This is a genomic window from Atlantibacter subterraneus (assembly GCF_007570865.1).
Lineage (GTDB): Bacteria > Pseudomonadota > Gammaproteobacteria > Enterobacterales > Enterobacteriaceae > Atlantibacter > Atlantibacter subterraneus.
Genome location: NZ_VLPS01000007.1, coordinates 203,595 through 226,958, shown reverse-complemented (window position 1 = coordinate 226,958; position 23,364 = coordinate 203,595). Strand labels below are relative to the sequence as shown.

The 23,364-nt window shown below is 56.0% G+C and carries 26 protein-coding genes and 1 tRNA gene; 21 read left to right on the top strand and 6 right to left on the bottom strand.

Going from position 1 to position 23,364, the window contains the following annotated elements:
- The first annotated feature begins 18 nt into the window (after positions 1 to 18).
- The 4 genes from nadC to hofC all read left to right on the top strand — a co-directional run bounded on the left by nadC (position 19) and on the right by hofC (position 4,100).
- The gene (gene nadC / locus FND52_RS14390; protein ID WP_144131577.1) at positions 19 to 909 is read left to right on the top strand and encodes a carboxylating nicotinate-nucleotide diphosphorylase; all 891 of its coding nucleotides are present in this window, start codon (positions 19 to 21) and stop codon (positions 907 to 909) included.
- Between the two features lie 178 nt (positions 910 to 1,087).
- Complete coding sequence (gene ppdD, locus FND52_RS14385) at positions 1,088 to 1,525, top strand: prepilin peptidase-dependent pilin (protein WP_144131500.1); 438 nt, start codon at positions 1,088 to 1,090, stop codon at positions 1,523 to 1,525.
- Between the two features lie 9 nt (positions 1,526 to 1,534).
- Positions 1,535 to 2,905 (top strand): type II secretion system protein GspE, encoded by a 1,371-nt coding sequence (gspE, locus tag FND52_RS14380; RefSeq protein WP_125293660.1) that lies wholly within the window; start codon positions 1,535 to 1,537, stop codon positions 2,903 to 2,905.
- A complete protein-coding gene (hofC, locus tag FND52_RS14375) occupies positions 2,898 to 4,100 on the top strand; it encodes a protein transport protein HofC (RefSeq protein WP_144131499.1) in 1,203 nt (400 codons plus the stop codon). Before gspE ends, hofC begins: the two co-directional genes overlap by 8 nt.
- 57 nt (positions 4,101 to 4,157) lie before the next feature.
- On the opposite strand, the gene FND52_RS14370 is transcribed toward hofC, so the two are convergent.
- A complete protein-coding gene (locus FND52_RS14370; RefSeq protein ID WP_125293662.1) occupies positions 4,158 to 5,201 on the bottom strand; it encodes a GMP reductase in 1,044 nt (347 codons plus the stop codon).
- 266 nt (positions 5,202 to 5,467) lie between these two features.
- Between FND52_RS14370 and coaE the strand changes: the two genes are divergently transcribed.
- From coaE to yacG, 3 genes are read left to right on the top strand one after another with little or no spacing between them, the layout of a single operon-like run.
- Positions 5,468 to 6,088 (top strand): dephospho-CoA kinase, encoded by a 621-nt coding sequence (gene coaE, locus FND52_RS14365; protein ID WP_144131497.1) that lies wholly within the window; start codon positions 5,468 to 5,470, stop codon positions 6,086 to 6,088.
- Positions 6,088 to 6,831, top strand: a complete 744-nt coding sequence (gene zapD / locus FND52_RS14360; RefSeq protein ID WP_125293664.1) for a cell division protein ZapD — start codon at positions 6,088 to 6,090, stop codon at positions 6,829 to 6,831. The genes coaE and zapD overlap by 1 nt, the downstream gene beginning before the upstream one ends.
- Before the next feature lie 9 nt (positions 6,832 to 6,840).
- Entirely contained in the window at positions 6,841 to 7,035 is a 195-nt protein-coding gene (gene yacG, locus FND52_RS14355) for a DNA gyrase inhibitor YacG (RefSeq protein ID WP_125293665.1), read from the top strand.
- A 62-nt stretch (positions 7,036 to 7,097) separates the two neighbouring features.
- Here the strand turns inward: yacG and mutT are convergent, their stop codons facing one another.
- The 4 genes from mutT to trmB are packed head-to-tail and all read right to left on the bottom strand — an operon-like array spanning position 7,098 to position 9,328.
- Positions 7,098 to 7,499 carry an 8-oxo-dGTP diphosphatase MutT gene (mutT, locus tag FND52_RS14350; RefSeq protein ID WP_125293666.1) on the bottom strand — a complete coding sequence of 134 codons (402 nt, stop codon included), beginning with the start codon at positions 7,497 to 7,499 and terminating at the stop codon, positions 7,098 to 7,100.
- A gap of 12 nt (positions 7,500 to 7,511) precedes the next feature.
- Entirely contained in the window at positions 7,512 to 8,228 is a 717-nt protein-coding gene (locus FND52_RS14345; protein WP_144131495.1) for a YggN family protein, read from the bottom strand.
- A 54-nt stretch (positions 8,229 to 8,282) separates the two neighbouring features.
- Complete coding sequence (locus tag FND52_RS14340) at positions 8,283 to 8,609, bottom strand: YggL family protein (RefSeq protein ID WP_125293668.1); 327 nt, start codon at positions 8,607 to 8,609, stop codon at positions 8,283 to 8,285.
- Positions 8,609 to 9,328 carry a tRNA (guanosine(46)-N7)-methyltransferase TrmB gene (trmB, locus tag FND52_RS14335; RefSeq protein ID WP_125293796.1) on the bottom strand — a complete coding sequence of 240 codons (720 nt, stop codon included), beginning with the start codon at positions 9,326 to 9,328 and terminating at the stop codon, positions 8,609 to 8,611. The genes FND52_RS14340 and trmB overlap by 1 nt, the downstream gene beginning before the upstream one ends.
- Before the next feature lie 150 nt (positions 9,329 to 9,478).
- On the opposite strand from trmB, the gene mutY reads away from it, so the two are divergent.
- The 4 genes from mutY to FND52_RS14315 all read left to right on the top strand — a co-directional run bounded on the left by mutY (position 9,479) and on the right by FND52_RS14315 (position 13,488).
- Entirely contained in the window at positions 9,479 to 10,564 is a 1,086-nt protein-coding gene (gene mutY / locus FND52_RS14330; protein ID WP_144131493.1) for an A/G-specific adenine glycosylase, read from the top strand.
- Positions 10,565 to 10,566: 2 nt separating this feature from the next.
- The gene (locus FND52_RS14325) at positions 10,567 to 10,842 is read left to right on the top strand and encodes an oxidative damage protection protein (protein WP_144131491.1); all 276 of its coding nucleotides are present in this window, start codon (positions 10,567 to 10,569) and stop codon (positions 10,840 to 10,842) included.
- Between the two features lie 58 nt (positions 10,843 to 10,900).
- Positions 10,901 to 11,977 (top strand): membrane-bound lytic murein transglycosylase MltC, encoded by a 1,077-nt coding sequence (mltC, locus tag FND52_RS14320; protein WP_144131575.1) that lies wholly within the window; start codon positions 10,901 to 10,903, stop codon positions 11,975 to 11,977.
- Positions 11,978 to 12,231: 254 nt separating this feature from the next.
- A complete protein-coding gene (locus tag FND52_RS14315) occupies positions 12,232 to 13,488 on the top strand; it encodes a nucleoside permease (protein ID WP_125293671.1) in 1,257 nt (418 codons plus the stop codon).
- 46 nt (positions 13,489 to 13,534) lie between these two features.
- Here the strand turns inward: FND52_RS14315 and FND52_RS14310 are convergent, their stop codons facing one another.
- Positions 13,535 to 15,670, bottom strand: coding sequence for an ornithine decarboxylase (locus FND52_RS14310; protein ID WP_144131489.1), 2,136 nt, complete (start codon positions 15,668 to 15,670; stop codon positions 13,535 to 13,537).
- Positions 15,671 to 16,190: 520 nt separating this feature from the next.
- On the opposite strand from FND52_RS14310, the gene FND52_RS14305 reads away from it, so the two are divergent.
- The 10 genes from FND52_RS14305 to FND52_RS14260 all read left to right on the top strand — a co-directional run bounded on the left by FND52_RS14305 (position 16,191) and on the right by FND52_RS14260 (position 23,361).
- Positions 16,191 to 16,901: a DUF554 domain-containing protein gene (locus FND52_RS14305; protein ID WP_144131487.1), complete on the top strand. Its 711-nt coding sequence runs from the start codon at positions 16,191 to 16,193 to the stop codon at positions 16,899 to 16,901.
- A 104-nt stretch (positions 16,902 to 17,005) separates the two neighbouring features.
- A tRNA-Phe gene (locus FND52_RS14300) sits at positions 17,006 to 17,081 on the top strand.
- 432 nt (positions 17,082 to 17,513) lie between these two features.
- On the top strand, positions 17,514 to 18,257 hold the full coding sequence (locus FND52_RS14295; RefSeq protein WP_125293674.1) for a FadR/GntR family transcriptional regulator: 744 nt from the start codon (positions 17,514 to 17,516) through the stop codon (positions 18,255 to 18,257).
- A gap of 23 nt (positions 18,258 to 18,280) precedes the next feature.
- The gene (gene rpiB, locus FND52_RS14290; protein WP_125293675.1) at positions 18,281 to 18,727 is read left to right on the top strand and encodes a ribose 5-phosphate isomerase B; all 447 of its coding nucleotides are present in this window, start codon (positions 18,281 to 18,283) and stop codon (positions 18,725 to 18,727) included.
- Positions 18,672 to 19,652, top strand: coding sequence for an NAD(P)-dependent oxidoreductase (locus FND52_RS14285; protein ID WP_221740205.1), 981 nt, complete (start codon positions 18,672 to 18,674; stop codon positions 19,650 to 19,652). The genes rpiB and FND52_RS14285 overlap by 56 nt, the downstream gene beginning before the upstream one ends.
- A 14-nt stretch (positions 19,653 to 19,666) precedes the next feature.
- Positions 19,667 to 20,344: an amino acid ABC transporter permease gene (locus FND52_RS14280; RefSeq protein ID WP_125293677.1), complete on the top strand. Its 678-nt coding sequence runs from the start codon at positions 19,667 to 19,669 to the stop codon at positions 20,342 to 20,344.
- 12 nt (positions 20,345 to 20,356) lie between these two features.
- A complete protein-coding gene (locus FND52_RS14275) occupies positions 20,357 to 21,043 on the top strand; it encodes an amino acid ABC transporter permease (RefSeq protein WP_125293678.1) in 687 nt (228 codons plus the stop codon).
- Positions 21,044 to 21,061: 18 nt separating this feature from the next.
- The gene (locus tag FND52_RS14270; RefSeq protein ID WP_144131485.1) at positions 21,062 to 21,787 is read left to right on the top strand and encodes an amino acid ABC transporter ATP-binding protein; all 726 of its coding nucleotides are present in this window, start codon (positions 21,062 to 21,064) and stop codon (positions 21,785 to 21,787) included.
- A 40-nt stretch (positions 21,788 to 21,827) separates the two neighbouring features.
- The gene (locus tag FND52_RS14265) at positions 21,828 to 22,625 is read left to right on the top strand and encodes a transporter substrate-binding domain-containing protein (RefSeq protein ID WP_144131483.1); all 798 of its coding nucleotides are present in this window, start codon (positions 21,828 to 21,830) and stop codon (positions 22,623 to 22,625) included.
- 124 nt (positions 22,626 to 22,749) lie between these two features.
- Positions 22,750 to 23,361 (top strand): DUF2238 domain-containing protein, encoded by a 612-nt coding sequence (locus FND52_RS14260; RefSeq protein ID WP_244290575.1) that lies wholly within the window; start codon positions 22,750 to 22,752, stop codon positions 23,359 to 23,361.
- Positions 23,362 to 23,364: the final 3 nt, after the last annotated feature.

Genomic DNA, 23,364 nt, shown 5'->3' with positions numbered 1-23,364 from the left:
CCAATTTGGAGTTTTATGATGTCGCCTCGCCGTTATAATCCCGATCATCGACGTGACGTTCTGCTCGATCGCATCAATCGTGATATCCCGCAAATTATCGCCACCGCGCTGCGTGAAGACCTGGGCGGTGAAGTTGACGCCAACAACGATATTACGGCGCAACTGCTGCCTGAAGACCAGCAATCCCATGCAGTGGTGATCACCCGCGAAGCCGGGGTGTTTTGCGGCAAGCGTTGGGTCGAAGAGGTGTTTATCCAGCTGGGCGGCGACGTGGACGTCACCTGGCACGTAAAAGATGGCGACAGTCTGGTGCCCAACCAGCCGCTGTTTGAGTTGAAAGGCCCGTCGCGTATCCTGCTGACCGGCGAGCGCACCGCGCTCAATTTCGTGCAAACCCTTTCCGGCGTCGCCAGCCTGGTGCGCAGCTATGTCGATTTGCTCGAAGGCACTCAAACCCAACTGCTGGATACGCGTAAAACCATACCCGGCCTGCGTACCGCGCTGAAATACGCGGTGCTGTGCGGCGGCGGCAATAACCATCGTCTCGGCCTGAGCGACGCGTTTCTGATCAAAGAAAACCACATTATTGCCTCGGGATCGGTGCGCAAGGCGGTGGAAAAGGCCTTCTGGCTGCATCCGGACGTGCCGGTGGAAGTCGAGGTGGAGTCGCTGGAAGAGCTGGATGATGCCCTGAAAGCGGGCGCGGATATCGTGATGCTGGATAACTTCACCGTTGACGATATGCGCGAAGCGGTGAAACGCACCAACGGCCAGGCGCGTCTGGAAGTTTCCGGCAACGTCACCAAAGAGACCCTGCGCACCTTCGCGGAAACCGGCGTGGACTTTATCTCCGTCGGCGCGCTGACCAAACACGTTCAGGCGCTCGATCTGTCGATGCGTTTTCGCTGATCGCCAGCCGGGGGGACGCCTCCGGCTCCAGTGAAATTTGCGATCTGTATTCCTGCTAAATGTTTCCCACCTGCAACGGCTAAAATAGCCTGGAAAGCCGCTTCAAAAGCGGTAATTTCGCACTCGTTTGCATTCTCGCGCTCTGCGACAGTGGCGTCCCCACATCAAGGAGCGAGTTATGAACAGACAACACGGTTTTACCCTGATTGAGCTGATGGTGGTGATTGGCATCATCGCTATTCTCAGCGCCATCGGTATCCCCGCCTACCAGAACTATCTGCGCAAAGCCGCGCTGACGGACATGCTGCAAACCTTTGTGCCGTACCGGACCGCCGTGGAGCTGTGCGCTATTGAAAGTGGCGGCATCGGCGGTTGCGATGCCGGCAGCAAAGGCATCCCTTCTCCCAAAACCACGCGCTACGTTTCCGCCATGAGCATCGCGGCGGGCAAAGTCACGCTAACCGGCCAGGAGAGCCTCAACGGGCTAACGGTGACGCTGACACCGGTCTGGAGCAACAGCGAAGGCGTCACCGGCTGGCAGCGCAGCTGCGACAGCGGCAGCGACGGCGCGCTGAAACAGGCTTGCGAAGAAACCTTCCGGTTTAGCGCCGAATAAGGATGCGCCATGGATCGTGAATTCATACTGGCGCTGTGCAAGCGCCATCATGCCCAACTGCTGGATCTCACTGACGCTGAAGTGCGCATCGCCCTTAGCGAAGGGCCGAGCATTGAGCTGCTGGATGCGCTGCGCTTTGCCACGCAGCGGCAGATCAAAATTGAGTGCTGGAGCGCCGAACAGCTGGAAAAGCACCAGCAGCAGGCGCAGCCCGCGCTGCCTGACGACAATACGTCCGCCGTCGCCTGGCTTGATGAGACCCTGCTGCACGCGCTTAAGCGACGCGCCTCCGATATTCATATTGAGCCCGGTGACGCCCACTGGCGGGTGCGGCTGAGGGTTGACGGCGTGCTGCACCCTTTCGCCACTCTGCCAGCAGAGCTGGCGCAGGCGGTGATGGCGCGGCTTAAAGTGCTGGGCGAGCTGGATATCGCCGAACGCAGATTGCCGCAGGACGGGCAATTTTCGGTGCCGCTACAGGGGAAACCGGTCTCTTTTCGCCTCTCCACTCTGCCCTGCCGAAGCGGTGAAAAGGCGGTGCTGCGGCTGCTTGAGCAAAGCGATCGTCCGCTGGCCGTCGAGTCGCTGGGTATGCTGCCGGTCCAGCAGGCTGATTTTTACCGCGCCATCAGCGCACCGCAGGGCCTGATTCTGGTGACCGGCCCGACGGGGAGCGGCAAGACCATTACCCTGTATAGCGCGCTGGGCGCGTTAAATAGCCCCGAGATCAACCTGTGCAGCGTGGAAGATCCCATTGAAATTCCGCTGTCCGGCCTGAACCAGACCCAGGTCAATACCAAAGCGGGGCTTAATTTCCAGAACGTACTGCGCGCCCTGTTGCGCCAGGACCCGGACGTGGTCATGGTTGGCGAAATCCGCGATGGCGAAACCGCCGAAATCGCCATCAAAGCCGCGCAAACCGGCCATCTGGTGCTATCAACGCTGCATACTAATTCCACGGTAGAGACCATTACGCGGCTGGAGCAAATGGGCATTGCGCGCTGGATGCTGGCCTCGGCGCTGGAAATCATTGTCGCCCAGCGGCTGGTGCGCAGGTTATGTCCGCACTGCCGGGTGCGTTTAGCACAGCCTGCGTCCCTGCCGGATGCATTCTGGTCGAGCCCGCTCTATGCCTGGGAAGCGAAAGGCTGCGCCCAGTGCTATTCCGGCTTTTATGGGCGCGTGGCGCTGTTCGAAGTGCTGACGCTGGAGCCGGGGTTACGCCAGGCAATCGTTGATGGCGCTTCAGCGCAGCAGATTGAACAGCAGGCGCGCGAATTGGGCATGGTAACGCTGTTTGAACATGGTCTGGAGGCGGTGGAACAAGGGCTGACCACTTTGCAGGAGGTTTACCGGGTGCTGGGGATGCCCCATGAATGAGCGCCGCCTATGGCAGTGGAGCGGCCTGGACGAAGGGGGAACACCCTGCGGCGGTTTGGCCTGGGCAGCAGATCGTGCAACGGCGCTTCAGCAGTTGTACCAACAAAATATCTGGCCCCTGAAGGTGAAGCGCCAGACCGTTGCGCGCCAGTACTGGAACCTGACCTATAAAATCCATTTTATCCGCCAGTTGGCGACGCTGTTACAGGCGGGCATTGCCCTGCCCCAGGGGCTGGCGATGCTGGCGGAGCAGCATTCCCGTGCGCAGTGGCGGGCGCTGTTACAGGAGCTGGCTCAACAGGTGACGCAGGGCGTGCCGTTTTCCGATGCGTTAAAGGCGTGGCCCGGGGTGTTTCCGCCGCTGTTTATCGCTCTGATCCGCACAGGGGAAATTACCGGCAAGCTCGACGAATGCTGCCAGCGGCTGGCGCTTCAGCAAGAGGAACAACAGGCGCTGCGAAAGAAGGTGGTCAAAGCGCTGCGCTATCCGGGCATCATCTTTGTAATGGCGCTGCTGGTCACCCTCGGTATGGCGGGGTTCGTGCTGCCGGAATTCGCGGCGATCTATCGCGCTTTTAACGCCCCGCTACCGGCGTTAACCCATGGCGTGATGGCGTTCTCTGCTTTTATCACCGGCAGCGGGCACTGGCTGGCGCTGATAACGGCCACGCTTATCACCGTTATCCTGCGCTGCCGCCGTAACCCACACTGGCAGTGGCAGGAGCAAAACCTGCTGCTGCGCCTGCCGCTGGTGGGCGAACTGGTGCGCGGGCAGCGATTGAGCCAGATTTATACCATTCTCGCTATGACCCAGCAGGCGGGCTTGCCGCTGTTGCAGGGGCTGGAGGCGGTGGTGCAAACGCTCTCGTCCCCGTTCTGGCGGCAGATGCTGGAGCGTATCATGCGGAAAATCGCCGACGGCGTACCGTTCTGGAAGACGCTGGAACAGGAAAAGGGTTTTACACCGCTGTGTCGGCAGCTGATTTATACCGCTGAAGAAACCGGGTCGATGGATTTGATGCTGGCGCGGCTGGCGCACTGGCATACCGGGCAAACCCACGAGCGGGCCGATTCACTGTCGTCCACGCTGGAACCGCTGATGATGGTGGTGATTGGGCTGATCGTCGGCACGCTGGTCATCGCCATGTATTTACCGGTGTTCCAGATGGGAGATGCCATGAGCGGCGCGGGCTAGCGGCATAAAAAAAGCAGAAGGTCGCCCCTCTGCTCTTTGTCGCGCTAAGCCAGCTAATTACAGGCTGTTGAACACGCGGTTCTCTTGTTCCTGAACGCGGATAAAGGTGGTGCGCTTGGTCAGCTCTTTCAGGCGTGACGCGCCCACGTAGGTGCAGGCCGAGCGCAGGCCGCCCAGGATATCGAGCGCGGTATATTCTACCGGGCCACGCAGCGGCAGCTTAACGGTTTTGCCTTCTGCAGCACGGTATTTAGCAACGCCGCCAACGTGACGGTTCATCGCTGATTCCGAGCTCATGCCGTAGAACAGCATGAATTTTTCGCCGTTCTCTTCCACGACGGTGCCGCCGCTTTCGTCGTGGCCCGCCAGCATCCCGCCGAGCATCACGAAGTCCGCGCCGCCGCCGAAGGCTTTGGCTACATCACCTGGCGTAGTGCAACCACCGTCGCTAATGATCTGGCCGCCCAGGCCGTGGGCCGCGTCAGCACATTCAATCACGGCGGACAGCTGCGGATAGCCCACGCCGGTTTTCACGCGAGTGGTGCATACGGAGCCAGGACCGATGCCGACCTTAACGATATCCGCACCAGAGAGGATCAGTTCTTCACACATCTCGCCGGTCACTACGTTGCCTGCGATGATCACTTTGTTCGGCCAGGCTTCACGCGCTTTGGTCACAAACTGTACGAAGTGTTCGGAATAACCGTTTGCTACATCAATGCAGACAAAATTCAGGCCCGGGTTGAGCGCCAGGATCTGTTTGGTTTTCTCGAAATCGGCGTCGGAGGTACCGGTAGAAACGATGGCATGCTTCAGCACGTTGGCATCCACGCTATCGATAAACTGTTGCCACTCTTCAACGGAGTAATGCTTGTGCACCGCCGTCAGAATATCGAACCCCGCCAGGGCTTTCGCCATGCCGAAGGTGCCGACCGTGTCCATATTAGCGGCAATAACAGGTACGCCAGACCATTGGATACCAGAGTGCTTGAAGGTAAATTCACGAGCCAGTTCGACATCGGAACGGCTTTTGAGGGTAGAGCGTTTAGGGCGGATAAGAACGTCTTTGAAACCTAACTTCAGATCTTCTTCAATACGCATGAGCGAATTCCTGGTAAATGGCGATGAACGCGTAAATATAAGCGGCGGTACAACTACCAACTCCAGTGACGCTATCATACGCACTAATTGTGGCTCCGCAAGACTGCGAAAACGCTCTTTTTTACGCTACAATCCTATAAATTTACCTGCCGCCAGGCAGAAATTGCCATTTCATGAACAGGGGATTTTTTTCTTGTTTCGCGAGCCTTTGCAAGGCCATGAAAAGACAGGCGATAACTTGTTAAAACATTAATTGGGATTGGTTTATGGTTTACACAGTAGCGATAACGGGCGGCATCGGAAGTGGAAAAACCACCGTAGCCAACAAGTTCGCGCAACTGGGAATTACCATTATTGATGCCGATATCATTGCCCGAAATGTCGTTGAACCTGAAAAACCCGCGCTAAAATCCATCGTTCAACATTTTGGCCCAGCGATGCTGCTGCCCGACGGCACCCTGAATCGCCGGGAACTGCGCGAGCGTATTTTTGCTAATCCACCGGAAAAAGCCTGGCTCAACGCCTTATTACACCCCCTGATCCATCAGGAAACCCAGGACCAAATGGCGCGCGCCACATCTGACTACGTGTTGTGGGTGGTTCCGCTGTTAGTGGAAAACCAGCTGCATAAAAAAGCCGACCGGGTGCTGGTAGTCGATGTCAATCCTGAAACTCAGATAATCCGCACTATGCAACGTGATAATGTGTCACGTACGCATGCCGAACAGATCATCGCCGCCCAGGTAAGCCGCGCAGCGCGCTTAGCCGTCGCCGATGACGTTATAGACAATAGCGGCAGGCCAGACGCCGTTGATGCCGAGGTGAAGCGCTTGCATCAACGCTATTTGCAGCTGGCCGCACAAGCCGTGCAACAGGAAAATCAGTAATGCACAACCACATTCTCTTTGAACACCCGTTGAATGAAAAAATGCGCACCTGGCTGCGTATCGAGTTTCTTATTCAACAGGTGATGTCACGCCTGACCGTGACCGATCATGCTTCAGCCCTGCATTTTTTTCGCAATATCGGTGAATTAATGGATGTGTTTGAGCGCGGCGATGTCCGCACCGAAATGCTGAAAGAGCTGGAACGCCAACAGCGCAAATTACAGAACTGGGCCGAAGTACCAGGCGTGGATAACGATCGTATCCACGCATTGCGCCAGGAACTAAAAGAGCACAGCGTGGTACTGATGGCTGCGCCGCGTCTGGGCCAGGCGCTGCGTGAAGACCGTCTGATCGGCCTGGTGCGCCAGCGTCTCAGTATCCCCGGCGGCTGTTGCAGTTTTGATTTACCAAGCCTGCATTTCTGGCTGCATATGCCGCAGGAGGCACGCGATGCCCAGGTTAACCGCTGGTTCAGCAGCCTCGATCCGCTGCGTTTCGCGCTGGAAAAAGTGCTCGATCTTATTCGCCACTCTGCGCCGTTCCGCAAACAGACCAGCCTGAACGGCTTCTTCCAGGATAACGGCGACGATGCGGATCTCCTGCGCCTGAAGCTGAATATGAACGACGAACTGTATCCGCAGATTTCCGGGCATAAGAGCCGCTTTGCCATCCGCTTTATGCCGATCGATAGCGAAAATGGCCGCGTGCCTGAGCGTCTGGATTTTGAACTGGCCTGTTGCTAAGGAGGCAAAATGACGCAAACCACCACGGTAAACTGCCCGACCTGCGGCAAACCGGTTATCTGGAACGAAACCAGCCCGTTTCGCCCGTTTTGCTCTAAACGCTGTCAGTTGATCGACTTAGGCGAGTGGGCGGCAGAAGAAAAACGCATCCCCAGCCAGAGCGATTTAAACGACAGCGACGAGTGGAGCGAACAGGATCGCTAATAAAAAACCGGGGCGGTATTCAACAATACCGCCCCGGCTCCGTTTGTTAATACGCGGGTAACTTAACGCGCGCGGGCATCCGCAATCAGGCGTGCCACCACGGGCTCATTGGCAGGTGGAAACGCCGCCGCGTCCAGCGCACTGGAGGCAATCCATTCCCCTGGCTGCCCCTCTTTCCCCCAGGGCTCTCCCTGCCACGCTTCGACCAGGTAAAACCACAGCGTGATATGCCGGTCCGGGAAGGCGTACTCCAGCGTTTCGTAAAGTGACGGCTGTTCGGCGGCGATACCGACTTCTTCCTGCAGTTCGCGGATCAGCGCCTGCTCCGGGGTTTCGCCGGCTTCAATTTTGCCGCCGGGAAACTCCCACTTGTTCGCCATGTGGGCATCAGCGGCGCGACGGGTAATAAAAATCGCGTTATCAGCGTTGCGGATGATACCCACGGCAATCTGTAGTTTTTTCATATTCAGATCGCTTTATTTCAGGCTGGTAACCAGCTTCGTGCGCTGATCTTCCAGGGAAATCACGCGCTGGCACACATCACGACCAAACTGCTGGAAGTCCTGCTCCTGGGTTTTCCACTCGTTCTGGATCGCCGTCTGCAATCCGCCCAGGCTGCCCAGCACGCCCTGCAACGGATTACCGCCGCCCTTCAGCACCGCTTTGGCACCCATTTCGTTGATGCTGTCCTGCAGGATGCCGCCCATCGCCTGGTTTACCAGCTGCTGACCATCGGCACGCACCTGGTCGATAGCTTTATAGTGGAACGTCAGTCCGTCGCTGCGCTGCTCAATAATGCGGTTCATTTGGGTTTTGAGTTGGGCATCAAGACTGGTCAGGCGACTGCGCATATTGCTGCTTGCACCGACTTCCTGAGTAATTACCCGGTCCAGCGCCACGCGTCCTTTCTCTACGCGGCTTAACGCGCCCTGCTGGATCCACGGTAAATCGGTCCGTAAGGCTTTCTGATAGTTCAGCGCCTGCTGACGCTGCGCGGCGGTCAGGTTTTTCTGCTGGCCGTTAAACTGTACGCTGCCGTCGGGGCCAATCACCAGGTTGCCGTTTTCGCCAACCACCTGCACGGTTTGCGGGCTGAGCACCACATCGTCACGCGGCGTGACGCTGCATTTGTATTCGGCCTGAGCCTGCATTGCCGTTACCAGCAGTGCGCCCAGAAGCGCTTTACGCATCATATCGACTCCCTATAAAGCAAAACGGGCCAATATCTCGGCCCGTTATCAATTAACTCAATCCCACCACACGTCGAAAAGATCGCTCAAGCGGATCTCTTCGAGCTTGCGATCTTCAAGCCACTTACGTACCAGCGCTTGATCTTCTTCGGTGCACTTACCGATTTCCTGCTTGCAGATCAGTCCTTCCCAGGCGAGATAACCACTGCCGTCAAAGGCCAGACCGTTTGGCTCGATCACTTCGTTGATCAGGTCATCAACGGTTTTATCCACCACCTCTTCGCTGGTGCCTTCCGGGAAACGCCAGGCTACCGAGAATCCCAACTCCTGAAACTCATCGATATGCATCTTTTTACGCAAACGACGGCTGCGGTTCTTTGCCATTATTTCACCCTCTCGAACATTAAGTCCCATACGCCGTGACCAAGACGATGGCCACGCTGTTCAAATTTGGTTACCGGACGCGATTCCGGGCGCGGTACGTAGTCGTTGTTTTCAGACTGGTTCTGATAACCGTCAACAGACGACATCACTTCGAGCATATGTTCGGCATAAGGTTCCCAGTCGGTCGCCATATGGAACACGCCGCCGAGCTTTAATTTGCTCTTCACCAGTTCCGCAAACGGAGCCTGGACGATACGGCGCTTGTTATGACGCGCTTTATGCCACGGATCCGGGAAGAACAGCTGCACCATATTCAGGGAATTATCCGGGATCATGGTTTGCAGCACTTCGACCGCGTCATGGCACATCACGCGCAGGTTTTCCACGCCCTCTTCATGCGCCAGGCTCAGGCACGCGCCCACGCCCGGGGAATGCACTTCAATGCCCAGAAAATCCTGGTGAGGATTGGCTTTTGCCATCGCCACCAGCGAGGCACCCATACCAAAGCCAATTTCCAGGGTAACCGGCGCAGTGCGGCCAAACAGCGCGGTAAAGTCGAGCGGTGCAGGAGTGAACTCAACGCCCATCACCGGCCAGTAGTTATCCAGCGCGTGCTGTTGGCCTTTAGTCAGGCGTCCCTGACGGCGGACAAAGCTGCGGATGCGGCGCAGCGGGCGGCCGCTTTCATCAAATTCCGGTGAAATGACGTCGTTATTCATGGTTTCAATCTGTGTCAGTGAATGGGAAAGCAAACCGGCATTATCCAAAGATAGTCCTGGGATGCAAGCACAGGAAAGTTCCGGTTTACAGCCTTTTCGCTCTGTGCTGCAATCTGGGCCCTGAAACTCTATGCAGGATGCCACGCGTTCATGATGCAAGCGCAGCAATTTTCTCGCCAGGTGCTCGACTGGTACGACAAATATGGGCGTAAGACCCTCCCCTGGCAGATCGAAAAAACGCCTTACAAAGTATGGCTGTCTGAAGTGATGCTGCAACAAACGCAAGTTGCCACGGTTATTCCTTATTTTACCCGCTTTATGGCGCGCTTCCCTGGCGTCACCGATCTGGCTAACGCGCCGCTGGACGAAGTGCTGCACCTGTGGACCGGGCTCGGTTATTACGCCCGCGCCCGCAACCTGCATAAAGCGGCGAAAATGGTCGCCGAACAGTACGGCGGCATATTCCCGCAGACCTTTGATGACGTCGCTGCGCTGCCCGGCGTGGGCCGTTCCACCGCAGGCGCAATTTTGTCACTGTCGCTGGGCCAGCACTTTCCGATTCTGGATGGCAACGTCAAGCGCGTGCTGGCGCGCTGCTACGCCGTGGAAGGCTGGCCGGGCAAGAAAGAGGTAGAGAAAAAACTCTGGTCGCTGAGCGAAGCCGTTACCCCAGCCAAAGGCGTGGAGCGCTTCAATCAGGCGATGATGGATTTAGGCGCGATGGTCTGCACCCGCTCGCGCCCGAAGTGCGAGATTTGCCCGCTCCAGCTCGGCTGTGTGGCCTATGCCACGCAAAGCTGGGCCCGTTATCCGGGTAAAAAACCGAAGCAGGTGCTGCCGGAGAAAGTCGGCTATTTTCTGCTGATGCAGCAGGACAACACCGTGCGCCTGACCCAACGCCCGCCGGTGGGGTTATGGGGCGGGCTGTTTTGTTTCCCGCAGTTTGACAGCGAACAGAGCCTGCGCGAGTGGCTGGCGAAACGTAACATTAAGGCCGATACTCTGACGCAGCTTAACGCGTTCCGCCATACTTTCAGCCACTTCCATCTGGATATCATACCCATGTGGCTTTCTGTGTCCTCGCAGGCGTCTTGCGTGGAGGAAGAGAGCGCACTCTGGTATAACCTGGCACAGCCGCCATCCGTTGGGCTTGCCGCCCCGGTTGAGCGTTTGTTGCAACAATTACATGCGGAGCCGGTTGTGACACAACCCCTTCGCCACGATAGTGAGGACTAACGATGAGCAGAACGATTTTTTGTACCTACCTGCAGCGCGACGCCGAAGGCCAGGATTTCCAACTCTATCCGGGCGATTTGGGTAAGCGCATCTATAACGAGATTTCCAAAGAGGCGTGGAAGCTGTGGCAGACCAAGCAAACCATGCTGATTAACGAAAAGAAACTCAACATGATGAACCCGGAGCACCGCAAGCTGCTGGAGCAGGAAATGATTAACTTCCTGTTCGAAGGGAAAGACGTACACATCGAAGGCTATACGCCGCCAGAACAACAATAAGGGCCTTTGGCCCTTTTTTGACAACACAATTTCAATAACACAACGCACTCCCTTAATGATGAAAAAATTACTCGCGCTGGCTTTGATTGCGCCGTTACTCATCTCCTGCTCCAGTAAAAAAACGGAAAGCTATAATCCGGAACTGGAAAAAGATACCAACGGTTTTGACATCCTGATGGGGCAGTTCGCCCATAACATTGAGAATATCTGGGGATTTAATGAAGTTCTGATCGCCGGGCCGAAAGACTACGTTAAGTACACCGATGGCTACCAGACCCGCAGCCACATCAACTTTGACCAGGGTACGATTACGGTCGAGACCATCGCGGGCACCGATCCCGCCGCCCGCTTGCGCCAGGCGATCATCACCACCCTGCTGATGGGCGACGATCCGGGTTCTATCGATCTCTATTCCGATGTGAACGACATACCCATTTCCAAACAGCCGTTCCTGTATGGGCAGGTGGTGGATAACACCGGTGAGCCTATCCGCTGGCAGTGGCGCGCGGCGCGTTTTGCCGACTACCTGCTGCAAACCCGTATGAAGAGCCGCAGCAACGGTCTACGCGTGATCTACAGCATCACTATTAATCTGGTGCCGAACCACCTTGATAAGCGTGCCCATAAGTATGTGGGCATGGTGCGCCAGGCTGCGCGCAAATATGGAGTGGATGAGTCGCTGATCCTGGCGATTATGCAGACCGAATCCTCCTTTAACCCGTATGCAGTCAGCCGTTCTGACGCGCTGGGGCTGATGCAGGTGGTGCAGCATACCGCGGGTAAAGACGTGTTCCGTTCGCAGGGTAAATCGGGCACGCCGAGCCGCAGCTACCTGTTCGATCCGCAAAGCAATATCGACACCGGTACGGCCTACCTGGCGATGCTGAATAATGTCTATCTTGGCGGTATTCAGAATCCGACCTCACGACGATACGCGGTGATCACCGCCTACAACGGCGGGGCGGGCAGCGTGTTACGCGTGTTCTCAAGCGATAAAATCAAGGCGGCCAGCATCATTAACAGCATGCAGCCGGGGGATGTGTATGAAACCCTGACCACGCGCCATCCATCTGCTGAGTCGCGTCGTTATCTGTATAAAGTAGATACCGCACAAAAGAGTTATCGCCGTAAGTAATTCCTGTTAAATGTTATATCCCTCACATTCTCCGTGAGGGATATTTTTTTGTGCCCCGCCTGGCATGAAGTGGCATTTCTTCATTCGAAACCATTAACCTCATCACATTTCGTATCTGCAAGACGGTTTTTTTTGCAGAATTTTGTCGTAGGTAACATAAAGCCTGGTGGCTGAAATGCTAAAATCCGCACAATTCACAACCTTCAATGTTTTTAATTCAACATAATTTTGGTTTCTCGTGTGAGGAAAATAACATGAATTATAAGCTGCAGCTGAAAGTGCTCTCGTTTCTGCAGTTCTGCTTGTGGGGAAGCTGGCTGACCACGCTCGGCTCCTACATGTTCGTTACCCTGAAGTTCGACGGCGCGTCTATTGGCGCGGTGTACAGCTCACTCGGGATCGCGGCGGTGTTTATGCCGACGCTGCTGGGGATTGTGGCGGATAAGTGGATCAGCGCTAAATGGGTGTACGCGTTCTGTCATCTGGTCGGCGCTGCGACGCTGTTTATGGCGGCCAACGTCACCACGCCCACCGAGATGTTTGTGGTGATCCTCATTAACTCGCTGGCCTATATGCCGACGCTGGGCCTGGTTAATACCATCTCCTACTACCGTTTGCAGCAGGCCGGGCGAGATATCGTTACCGACTTCCCGCCTATCCGTATCTGGGGCACCATCGGCTTTATTCTGGCGATGTGGGCGGTGAGTTTCTCCGGCTTCGAACTGAGCCATATGCAGCTGTATATCGGCGCGGCGCTCTCTCTGGTGCTGGTGCTGTTTACCCTGACCCTGCCGCACGTGCCGGTGTCTAACCAGCAGAAAAACCAGAGCTGGTCGACCATGCTGGGCCTGGACGCGTTCGCGCTGTTGAAAAACAAGCGCATGGCGATTTTCTTTATCTTCTCCATGCTGCTGGGTGCAGAACTGCAAATTACCAATATGTTTGGTAACACCTTCCTGCACAGCTTCGATCAGGACCCGCTGTTCTCTGGCAGCTTTATTGTGCAACACGCCTCGGTGCTGATGTCGATTTCGCAGATTTCCGAAACCGTGTTCATCCTGACCATTCCGTTCTTCCTGAGCCGTTACGGCATCAAGAAAGTCATGCTGATCAGTATCATCGCCTGGATGCTGCGCTTCGGCCTGTTCGCCTACGGCGATCCGAGCCCGATGGGCACCGTGTTGCTGGTTCTGTCGATGATCGTTTACGGCTGCGCCTTCGACTTCTTTAACGTCTCCGGTTCGATGTTTGTTGAACAGGAAGTGAAACCGGCCATCCGCGCCAGCGCCCAGGGTATGTTCCTGATGATGACTAACGGTTTCGGCTGTATCCTCGGCGGCATCGTGAGCGGTAAAGTGGTTGAGCAATATACTCTGAACGGCATTACCGACTGGCAAACCGTGTGGCTGATCTTCGCGGGCTACTCACTGGTTCTGGCCTTCGCATTCGTGGTGCTGTTCAAGTACAAACACGTAAAAGCGCCGGTTGCAGGCGTTCCGCACAGCGCCTGATAGCGCGTTACAATGTAAAAATGCCGACCACAGGGTCGGCATTTTTTTAGGCTTTCAGCACATTTCCGTAGAGCCGTTTAATCCCGTCGGCATCGGTTTCGCTGTACACCCCCTGAAGTTCCGGCGAGAAGCCTGGCAGCAAATTCACGCCCTCTTCCAGCGCCAGGAAGTAACGCTGCACCGCCCCACCCCATACTTCGCCCGGCACCACGCACAGTACGCCTGGCGGATACGGCAGCGCCCCCTCCGCCGCGATGCGCCCTGCGGCTTCGCTGATGCGTACCAGCTCCACGTTGCCACGGATAAACTCACGGTTGGCGTCCTGCGGATTCATCACCACAGGCGGCAACTCGGCTTTGCGGAACATCGCTTTTTGCAGGTCTTTAACGTTAAAGCTGACGTACAGATCGTGCATCTCCTGGCACAGCTGGCGCAACGTATAGCCCTTGTAGCGCAGCGAATATTTTTGCCAGATGGTCGGCAGCACTTCTGACAGCGGCGAATCCTGTTCGATGTGGCGCTCGAACTGCGCCAGCAGCGCTACCAGATGGGCCATTTTCTGTGGGCTTTCCGCCGGGGTCAGCAGGAACAGAATCGAGTTGAGATCGGCTTTCTCCGGCACCAGGCCGTTTTCGCGCAGGTAGTTCGCCAGAATGGTGGCCGGCACGCCGAATTCGGCATACTCGCCGGTTTGTGCGTCGATACCCGGCGTGGTGAGCAGCAGCTTGCAGGGATCAACAAAATATTGCTCATCCGCATAGCCGTCAAAACCGTGCCAGCGCTCACCCGGGATAAAGCTGAAGAAACGGCGTTCGCTGGCAATCTGCGCGGTGGGATGATCCTGCCACGGTTTACCCTCCACCATCGGCGGCACGAAAGGTGCGATCATCGAACACTGGCTGAGAATGGCTTTACGCGCCTCGATGCCCAGCTCCACGCACTCGGCCCACAGGCGGCGACCGCTCTCGCCCTCGTGGATCTTGGCGTTGACGTCCAGCGCGGCAAACAGCGGATAAAACGGGCTGGTAGAGGCATGCAGCATAAACGCGTTATTCAGGCGCTTGTGCGGGCAAAACCGTGCCTGGCCGCGCAGGTGATTATCCTTTTTGTGGATTTGCGAGGTTTGGGAAAAACCGGCCTGCTGCTTGTGAACCGACTGAGTGACAAAAATCCCCGGATCGTTTTCGTTAAGTTCCAGCAGCAGCGGCGAGCAGTCGGCCATCATCGGAATAAACTGCTCATAGCCCACCCAGGCGGAGTCAAACAGGATGTAGTCGCACAGATGGCCGATTTTATCGATCACCTGGCGGGCGTTATAAATAGTGCCATCGTAGGTGCCAAGCTGGATCACCGCCAGGCGGAACGGACGCGGTTCATCAGCACGCGCTGGCTCAGCTTCGCGGATTAACTCGCGCAGATACGCCTCGTCAAAACAGTGCTCATCAATCCCGCCGATAAAGCCGAAGGGGTTGCGCGCCGCTTCCAGATAGACCGGCGTGGCACCCGCCTGAATCAGCGCGCCGTGATGGTTGGATTTGTGGTTGTTGCGGTCGAACAGCACCAGGTCGCCACGGGTCAGCAGCGCGTTGGTCACCACTTTATTGGCGGCGGAGGTGCCGTTGAGCACGAAATAGGTTTTATCGGCGTTAAACACTTTGGCCGCGAACTTCTGCGCATGTTTGGCCGAGCCTTCGTGGATCAGCAAATCACCCAGCTTTACATCGGCATTGCACATATCGGCGCGAAACACGTTCTCGCCGAAGAAATCGTAAAACTGACGCCCTGCCGGATGCTTTTTAAAGAACTCGCCATGCTGATGCCCTGGGCAGGCGAAGGTGCTGTTTTGCATTTCGACATACTGATACAGGGTATCGAAAAACGGCGGCAGCAGGTTCTCTTCATAGCGCGTGGCGGCGGCTTCCAGCTCGAGGAACGACTGGGCTTTACCGTCAATCACGCCGGTAATCGCGTCCAGCGCCAGCGGCGTTTCGCTCAGTACAAACACCGGCAAATTAAATCCGCTGCGTTTCAGCAGCGCCAGAATGCCGCTGCGGGTATCGGCAACGGTCAGCACCACGGCGGCGACATCGGTAAAGTCAGTATTATCCAGCGTCACCACCTCGCGATGGGTAGAAAGCGCGTCGACAATGTCGTGACTGGCTGCGATTTTTAACAATTTCATAAGCAACAAAAGCCTTAAAGGGAGTAAGTGCCAACAGGCAAGCACAGGGAGTTCATCCCGGTATGGCGTCTTTGGTGAAACTGGAAACAGCTCCAACCGCCTGACATCAGTAAAAACAGAATGCATCTGGTCTTACTGATGTCCTGGAGTGAGCGTGCGTTGACCTCACCGCATGGTGAGTGTAGGCAATAACCAACTGAGAGCACGGGCGAGCGGCTGCGTGGCAGAACGCAGTCTGTAAGTGACAGGCGCGGAAAACGACCTCATCATACAAGCCTCGTGACAGGGAAGCGGAAAATTCGCGCAATCATGGCAGCTTTGCCCGGCCCGCGCAAGGCGCAATCGATAAACTGCATAATTCGGCAAAGATTATTCAGTTAAATTATTGATATTATCAGGCCGCGCAACGCATTTATCCGCAGGCGCATTACATTAACACGCATAATTAGCGCATGAAAACGCATTCACCGCACAGAGAATAAGACGGCTTTTTGCGCGCAAAGACGCATCGGGAGAACACATGGTTACTGGTCCTTTTATCAATGGTGCCGCCGTACTGATTGGCGGATTGCTGGGCGCGCTGCTGGGTTCGAAATTACCGGAGCGGCTGCGGGTGACGATGCCGTCAATCTTCGGGCTGGCTTCTCTCGGCATTGGCGTGTTGCTGATCGTTAAATGCGCCAACCTGCCGGTAATGGTGCTCTCTACCCTGCTTGGCACCATTATCGGCGAGCTGTGCTGTATGGAGCGCGGCATCAACGCTGCCGCGGGCAAAGCGCGTTCGCTACTGGACAAAGGCGGTAAAAATGGCGGTCATGACGCGTTTATTCAGAACTTCGTCGCCATTCTGATTCTGTTTTGCGCCAGCGGTACCGGCGTGTTCGGCGCGATGCAGGAAGGCATGACTGGCGATCCGACCATTCTGATCGCCAAATCCTTTCTCGATTTCTTTACCGCGATGATTTTTGCTACCACGCTTGGCGTAGCGGTAGCGTTTATCGCGTTTCCGCTGGTGGCAATCCAGTTAACTCTCGCCTGGTGCGCAGCGATTATTCTGCCGCTCACCACCCCCGCGATGATGGCCGATTTCACCGCTGTCGGTGGCGTACTGCTGCTGGCGACCGGGCTGCGTATTTGCGGCATCAAGATGTTCCCGGTGGTAAATATGCTGCCTGCGCTGATTATCAGCATGCCGATATCTGCGCTGTGGATGCACTTCTTCGGCGGGTAAAGTGGTGGGATTGTCGTCAACCTGGCGGCTTAATGCGCATCTGAACGCAATCGGCGGAAATTTCGTTGACGCGGTACGGTGAATCGGGTTTAATGCGCCCCGTTGCCCGGATAGCTCAGTCGGTAGAGCAGGGGATTGAAAATCCCCGTGTCCTTGGTTCGATTCCGAGTCCGGGCACCAAAATTCAGAAAACCCGCCGAAAGGCGGGTTTTTGCTTTGTATTTTCATAATATTTTCAAAGCGAACTTAATACCCTCTGCCTTATCTCTTTCACTGCCGCCTTTGCCTGTTTTAACTCTTCATGCAGCACCTGCGTTTTATTATTATCGGGAATAAGTACGATGCAATCGTCGGCACTCTTTACCCAGGCCGATATGCTATGCGCCCTGCCGGGTTCGATGTTCTCGGTGTTAATTCCTGGCCGTTGGCATTCGCGTTAGCTAAAAAATCTGATCTCACGATCCTGTAGATCTCCTCGCCTCCAGTCAGTCAAATCAATAATTGCAATCCCGCTCACAGAACCATCAGGTTAATTATCGATCAACATCACATTAATAATTCATTAACATATCTACCATTGGTATTACCACTTAAGACCACCGGTAAAATCATATGGATATCAAACGCGAAAAGACGGAAAGCAGCAGCGGCCATGACCGCGTCGTTAAATTTTTGCGCGAGCAGTTGTTAAGCGGCGCGCTGAGCGCGGGCGACAGCTTGCTCCCGGAGCGTGAACTGTCCGCCCGGTTAGGCGTCAGCCGCCCGGTACTGCGGGAAGCGCTCAGAGCGCTGGCGATGATTGGTGCCGTAGAGATCCGTCACGGCATTGGCACGGTGGTGACAAAACCCGACGTTTCGATCTTCGGTGAATTCTTCACCTTCGTGCTGGCCCACCAGCCGAATGTGGTGGATGACGTGATGCAGGCGCGTATCGCTATTGAACGCCAGGCCGTGCGCCTCGCCTGCCGCCGGGCCACACAAAGTGATTACGATCGTCTGGCCGCCTGCCTGCGCGACATCAGCGATACCATCCATGAGCCGGAATTAGGCGGACGAGCCGACTTTCGTTTTCATGAAACCATCGTCAACGCATCAGGCTCGCCAACGCTTATCAACATTTATCAGTCGATCGGCGTGCTGATGCAGCGCTCCCACCTCGACAGACGTGAACAGATTATTCAGGTGGAAGGCATTGAAGCGTTCCTCATCGATCACCACCGCGCCATTTTTGCCGCCATCGTCGAACGAGACGAAGACAAAGCCGATGACTTACTGAGCCGCCATTTTGAAATTGGCGCCGATTTTCGTCGTCGCGCCACCATTCGCATGGTGGGTTCTCAACCTTTTGCTGACTAAACCCCCTTAATAAGGAAAAGCAGATGCAGATCGTAATTGGCAGTGACCACGCAGGTTTTCACCTTAAGCAGGAGCTCATCCAGTGGCTTGAGCAAGCGGGCCATCAGATTGACGATGTGGGGAGCTATAACCCTGAGCCTGTGGATTTCCCCGATATCGCTTTCGCGGTGTGCAACAAAGTGCGCGAAGGCAACGGTCTGCGCGGGATCCTGGTGTGTGGTACCGGCGTGGGTGCGGTGATTGCCGCCAACAAAGTCAAAGGCATCCGCGCCGCGGTGGGTCATGACGTACATTCCGCCCATCAGTCCGTTGAGCATGATGACGTCAATGTGCTGTGTATCGGCGCGCAAATCGTTGGCCCCTGGCTGGCGCGCGATCTGATTGACGCCTTTTTGCAGGCAACCTTTGTGCAGGATGCCGACTTCATCCGCCGCGTCGAGAAACTGGCGCAGCTCGAACAGCACAACTAACGGCAGGAGAATCCTGATGAAAACAGATACTTCCGGCATCGTTGGCTTTCTTGGCTTAGGTGTGATGGGGCGTGAGATGGCGCGCAATCTCGCCCAGGCGGGCTATACCGTGCGCGCGTTCGATATCGTCAGCGGCGCAGGCGATGCGTTGCGCCAGTTCGGCGTTGAAATCGTTAACGATATCCCTTCCGCAGTAAGCGATGCCGATATCGTAGTTTCCATGCTGCCGGACACCCCGCAGGTTGAAGAGATCGTGCGCGGTCCGCAAGGGCTATTAGCTGTCCCGCCGCGCGGAAAACTGTACGTGGATATGAGCACTATCGCCCCGGAAGCCACGCGTAAGCTGAGCCAGGAGCTGGCGGCGGCGGGTGTAACCATGCTGGATGCGCCGGTTTCCGGCGGGCCGATTGGTGCCAAAAACGGCACCCTGACCATCATGGTAGGCGGTGAAGCCAGCGGCTTTGAACAGGCAACGCCGTATCTGCGCGCCATGGGCACCACGTTAAATCACGTTGGCGCATCCGGTGCCGGGCAAACCGTCAAGCTATGTAACCAGCTGATTTGCGGCATCAATATTCAGGCGATTTGCGAAGCGCTGGCGCTGGCCCGCGCCTGGGATATCAATTTGCCGCAAATGCGTGAAGTGCTGCTGGGCGGATCCGCCGCATCCTGGATGCTCGACAAACTGGGGCCTGCGATGATCGAAGGCGATGACTCCGCCGGTTTTCGCATTGATTTGATGATGAAAGATCTGCGTCTGGTTCTGGAAGCGGCACAGAAGCATCCGGTGCCCCTCCCAGCAACCGCCCTTGTCGCCACCCAATACCAGAATGCGCAGGCTTATGGGGAAGGAGCCAACGGCAACCAGGCGCTTTTCAGAGTCTATGACCGATTAACCGGCCAGCAGACCGCAAAAACCAATTAACCGGGGCGAAAGTCATGATGCTCGATTTCACAGCAATACTTTCACAATGGCAGCTGTTACTGGACGGCGCAACGTTAACCGCCCAACTGGCCATCGTGACGACGGTGACGGGTTTTCTCATCGGCACGCTCTGCGCCGTTGCCCGGCGCTCTCACTCCAAAGTGTTTGCGAGAATCGCGGCAATCTATGTCGAGTCCATCCGCAACACGCCGTTTCTGGTGCAGATCTTTCTGGTTTACTTCGGCCTTTCCAGCCTGGGCTTTTCCTTTACCGCCTTTACCGTCTCGGTGATTGCGCTGACGATTAACGTGGGTGCCTACACCGCCGAAATCATGCGCGCCGGATTTGAGTCAGTGCATAAAGGGCAATGGGAAGCCGCAGAAACGCTGGGGTTAACCAAATGGCAGCAGTACTGGCATGTTGCGCTTCGGCCTGCGATCGAACGCGTTTATCCGTCGCTGACCAGCCAGTTTATTTTGCTGATGCTGGCCTCCTCGGTCACGTCGCAGATCTCTACCGAAGAACTGACCGCGACCGCCAACTTTATTCAGTCAGAAACTTACCGCCCGTTTGAAACGTTCGTGATTGTGGCGGGCATTTACATCGCGATCTCGCTGTTGATGCGCCTGATCTTCTGGCTGTTCGGGCTGGCCATTTTCCCTCGCCGTCGCCGGCTTGGCACCATGATTTAGGGAGGCAAGACGATGAATATTTCCCTCAATTTTGCACACATTCAGTTTCTGCTGGAAGGCGCGGTCTGGACCGCCATTCTGTCGCTGATGGCCTTCGGCGGCGGTGGGTTAGTGGGCTTCCTGCTGGCGCTTGGCCGCATTGCGCCGGTGCGTATCGTCCGTCTGGTGGTGGCGACCTGGGTGCAGTTAATTCAGGGCACGCCGTTGCTGATCATCATGTTTATGGTCTATTTCGGGCTGCCGCAACTGGGCTTTTCTATTTCGCCCCTGCTGGCCGCAGGCGTGTCGCTGACGATTTACGCCAGCGCCTACCTTGGCGAAATCTGGCGCGGCTGTATTCAGGCGGTTCCGCGTGCGCAGTGGGAGGCGGCTGAATGCCTGGCGCTTTCCCGCGTGCAACGCATGTTTAAAGTGATCCTCCCGCAGGCCATTAAGCTGGCTACGCCGCCTACGGTGGGGTTCTCGGTGCAGATCATCAAGAACACGTCGCTGGCCTCGGTGGTGGGGTTTGTCGAACTGGCGCGCGCCGGGCAGCTGATCAACAACTCTATTTTTGAGCCATTCATTATCTATCTCATTGTTGCCACAGTGTATTTTTGCCTTTGCTTCCCGGTATCGGTGCTGAGCCGCCGTCTTGAACAGGCCGCGCCCGAAAAGAAAAACAAGCTTCTCCCCACCGTAAGTCCACGCATCAATTAAGTGCTGAAGGTTAATATTATGTCCATCATTACCCTGAGAAATGTGCAAAAAAGCTTTGGCCATAACCCGGTACTGAAAGACGTCTCTTTTTCAGTGAATCAGGGGCAGGTCGTGGCACTGATTGGCGCCAGCGGTTCCGGAAAAAGTACCGCACTGCGCTGTATTGATCGGCTGGAAACCATCAATAGCGGCAGCATTGAGGTCTGTGGACACAAAGTGGAGGATCCTCACGTCGATCTGCGCAAGCTGCGTCAGGATGTCGGGATCGTGTTCCAGAGTTACAACCTGTTTCCCCATCTGACGATTGAACAAAACATCACCTTAGGCCCGGTATCCGTCAAGAAGCTGGCAAAGACGGAAGCCCGACGGCTGGCGCTGTCGGTGCTGGAGCAAGTGGGGCTGGCGGATAAAGCCGACAGCTACCCCGAGCAGCTTTCCGGCGGGCAGCAGCAACGCGCGGCCATCGCGCGTTCACTGGCGATGAAACCGAAAGTAATGTTGTTTGATGAAGTCACCTCGGCATTAGATCCCAAACTCACCGGCGAAGTGCTGCGCGTCATCGAACGCCTGGCGGGAAGCGGCATGACCATGATTATGGTGACCCATGAAATGAACTTCGCCCGTAAGGTCGCCGATAAAATTATTTTTATGCACCAGGGAACCGTCCATGAAAGCGGTACGGTCGAGATCCTGAAAACGCCTGCCACAGCGGCATTACAGGAATTTATTTCCAACGATTTGTGAGTCACTCAACCCTACAAAATCCCCATGAAGGAGAATAATAATGAGCCCTGCAAAAAACATCTTACTGCTCGCCACACTGCTGTCTGCCGTTGTCACGCTCCCGGTTTCGGCCAATGCTCTGGAGGAGATTCAAAAACGGGGCGAGATCCGCGTCGCCACCGATCTCTCTATTCCACCTTCCGGGATGCTGGATGCGTCGATGAAACCCGTTGGCTCCGACGTTGAAACCGCCGAGCTGTTGGCTAAAGACTGGGGGCTGAAACTGAAGTTCATTGAGACCACCGGCGCGACGCGTATTCCCAACCTGCAAACGGGCAAGGCGGATATCGTGATTTCCACGCTCTCCGTCACGCCGCAGCGTGCGCAGGTGATTGATTTTAGCCGCGCCTATGCGGGCTTACGCTCGGTAATTGGCGCGCCTGCGGCCACCAAAATCAGCGACTGGGCCGACCTGAAAGGCCATGCCATTACCGTGACCCGGGGCACGACTCAGGACTCGATGTTGACCAAAGACGCCGCGAAAAATGGCGTAACTATTCAACGTTATGATGACGATGCCACGATGGTCACGGCAGCCGTCAGCGGCCAGGCGTATGCGGTCGCGACATCCGCTACCCTGGTGAATCAGATCAACAAGCAAAACCCGAAGCTGGCATTTGAACCGAAAATGACGCTAACCGTGTTTGATTTAGCCATTGGCCTGAAAAAGAATGAGCCAGAGCTGAAAGCAAAACTCGACGAATGGATTGCGGCTAACCTGAAAAATGGAAAACTGAATGCCATTTATGAGAAATATCACGGCGAACCGATCCCCGCTGAGATCCTTAACCGTCCCTGATGTAGCGTAATGTAACGTTTCAGGCGTGACGCCAACGTCACGCCTTTCCCCTGCTATTTTCAGCGTTGTTTTTCTTCGCTTTCAGTCGGATAGTATGCCCTTTCCCCTGAGTGAAGGATCGCTAATGAATTCTGCCCGTCCTCTCTATTTGCCCGTCGGCGTACTGCTACTGGCCGCATTGCTTATCGTCACTGGCGTTGCCACCGCCAGCAAACTCACCTGGCTAATGGAAGTGCTCCCGGTGCTGATCGTGGTGCCGATCCTGTGGGCCACCGCCCGGCGCTATCCGCTGACGCCCCTGCTGTACGTGCTGATCTTCTTCCACGCCATTATTTTGATCGTCGGCGGGATGTACTCGTATGCCAAAGTGCCCCTCGGGTTTGAGGTCCAGGAGTGGCTGAACCTCAGCCGCAACCCCTACGACAAACTCGGCCACCTGTTTCAGGGCTTAGTTCCGGCGCTGGCGGCGCGAGAAGTGCTGATTCGCGGCGGCTTTATCAACGGGCGCAAAATGCTGGGTTTCCTGGTGTGCTGTATCGCGCTGGCGATTAGCGCCTTTTATGAATTAATTGAGTGGTGGGTGGCAATGATATTGGGCCAGGGCGCGGATGAGTTTCTCGGTACCCAGGGCGACCCGTGGGATACCCAGTCCGATATGCTGTGCGCCCTGCTGGGTGCGATGATTTCGGTGTTTATTCTCGGCCCATGGCACTCGCGGCAGATTGAAAAACTGTAACGA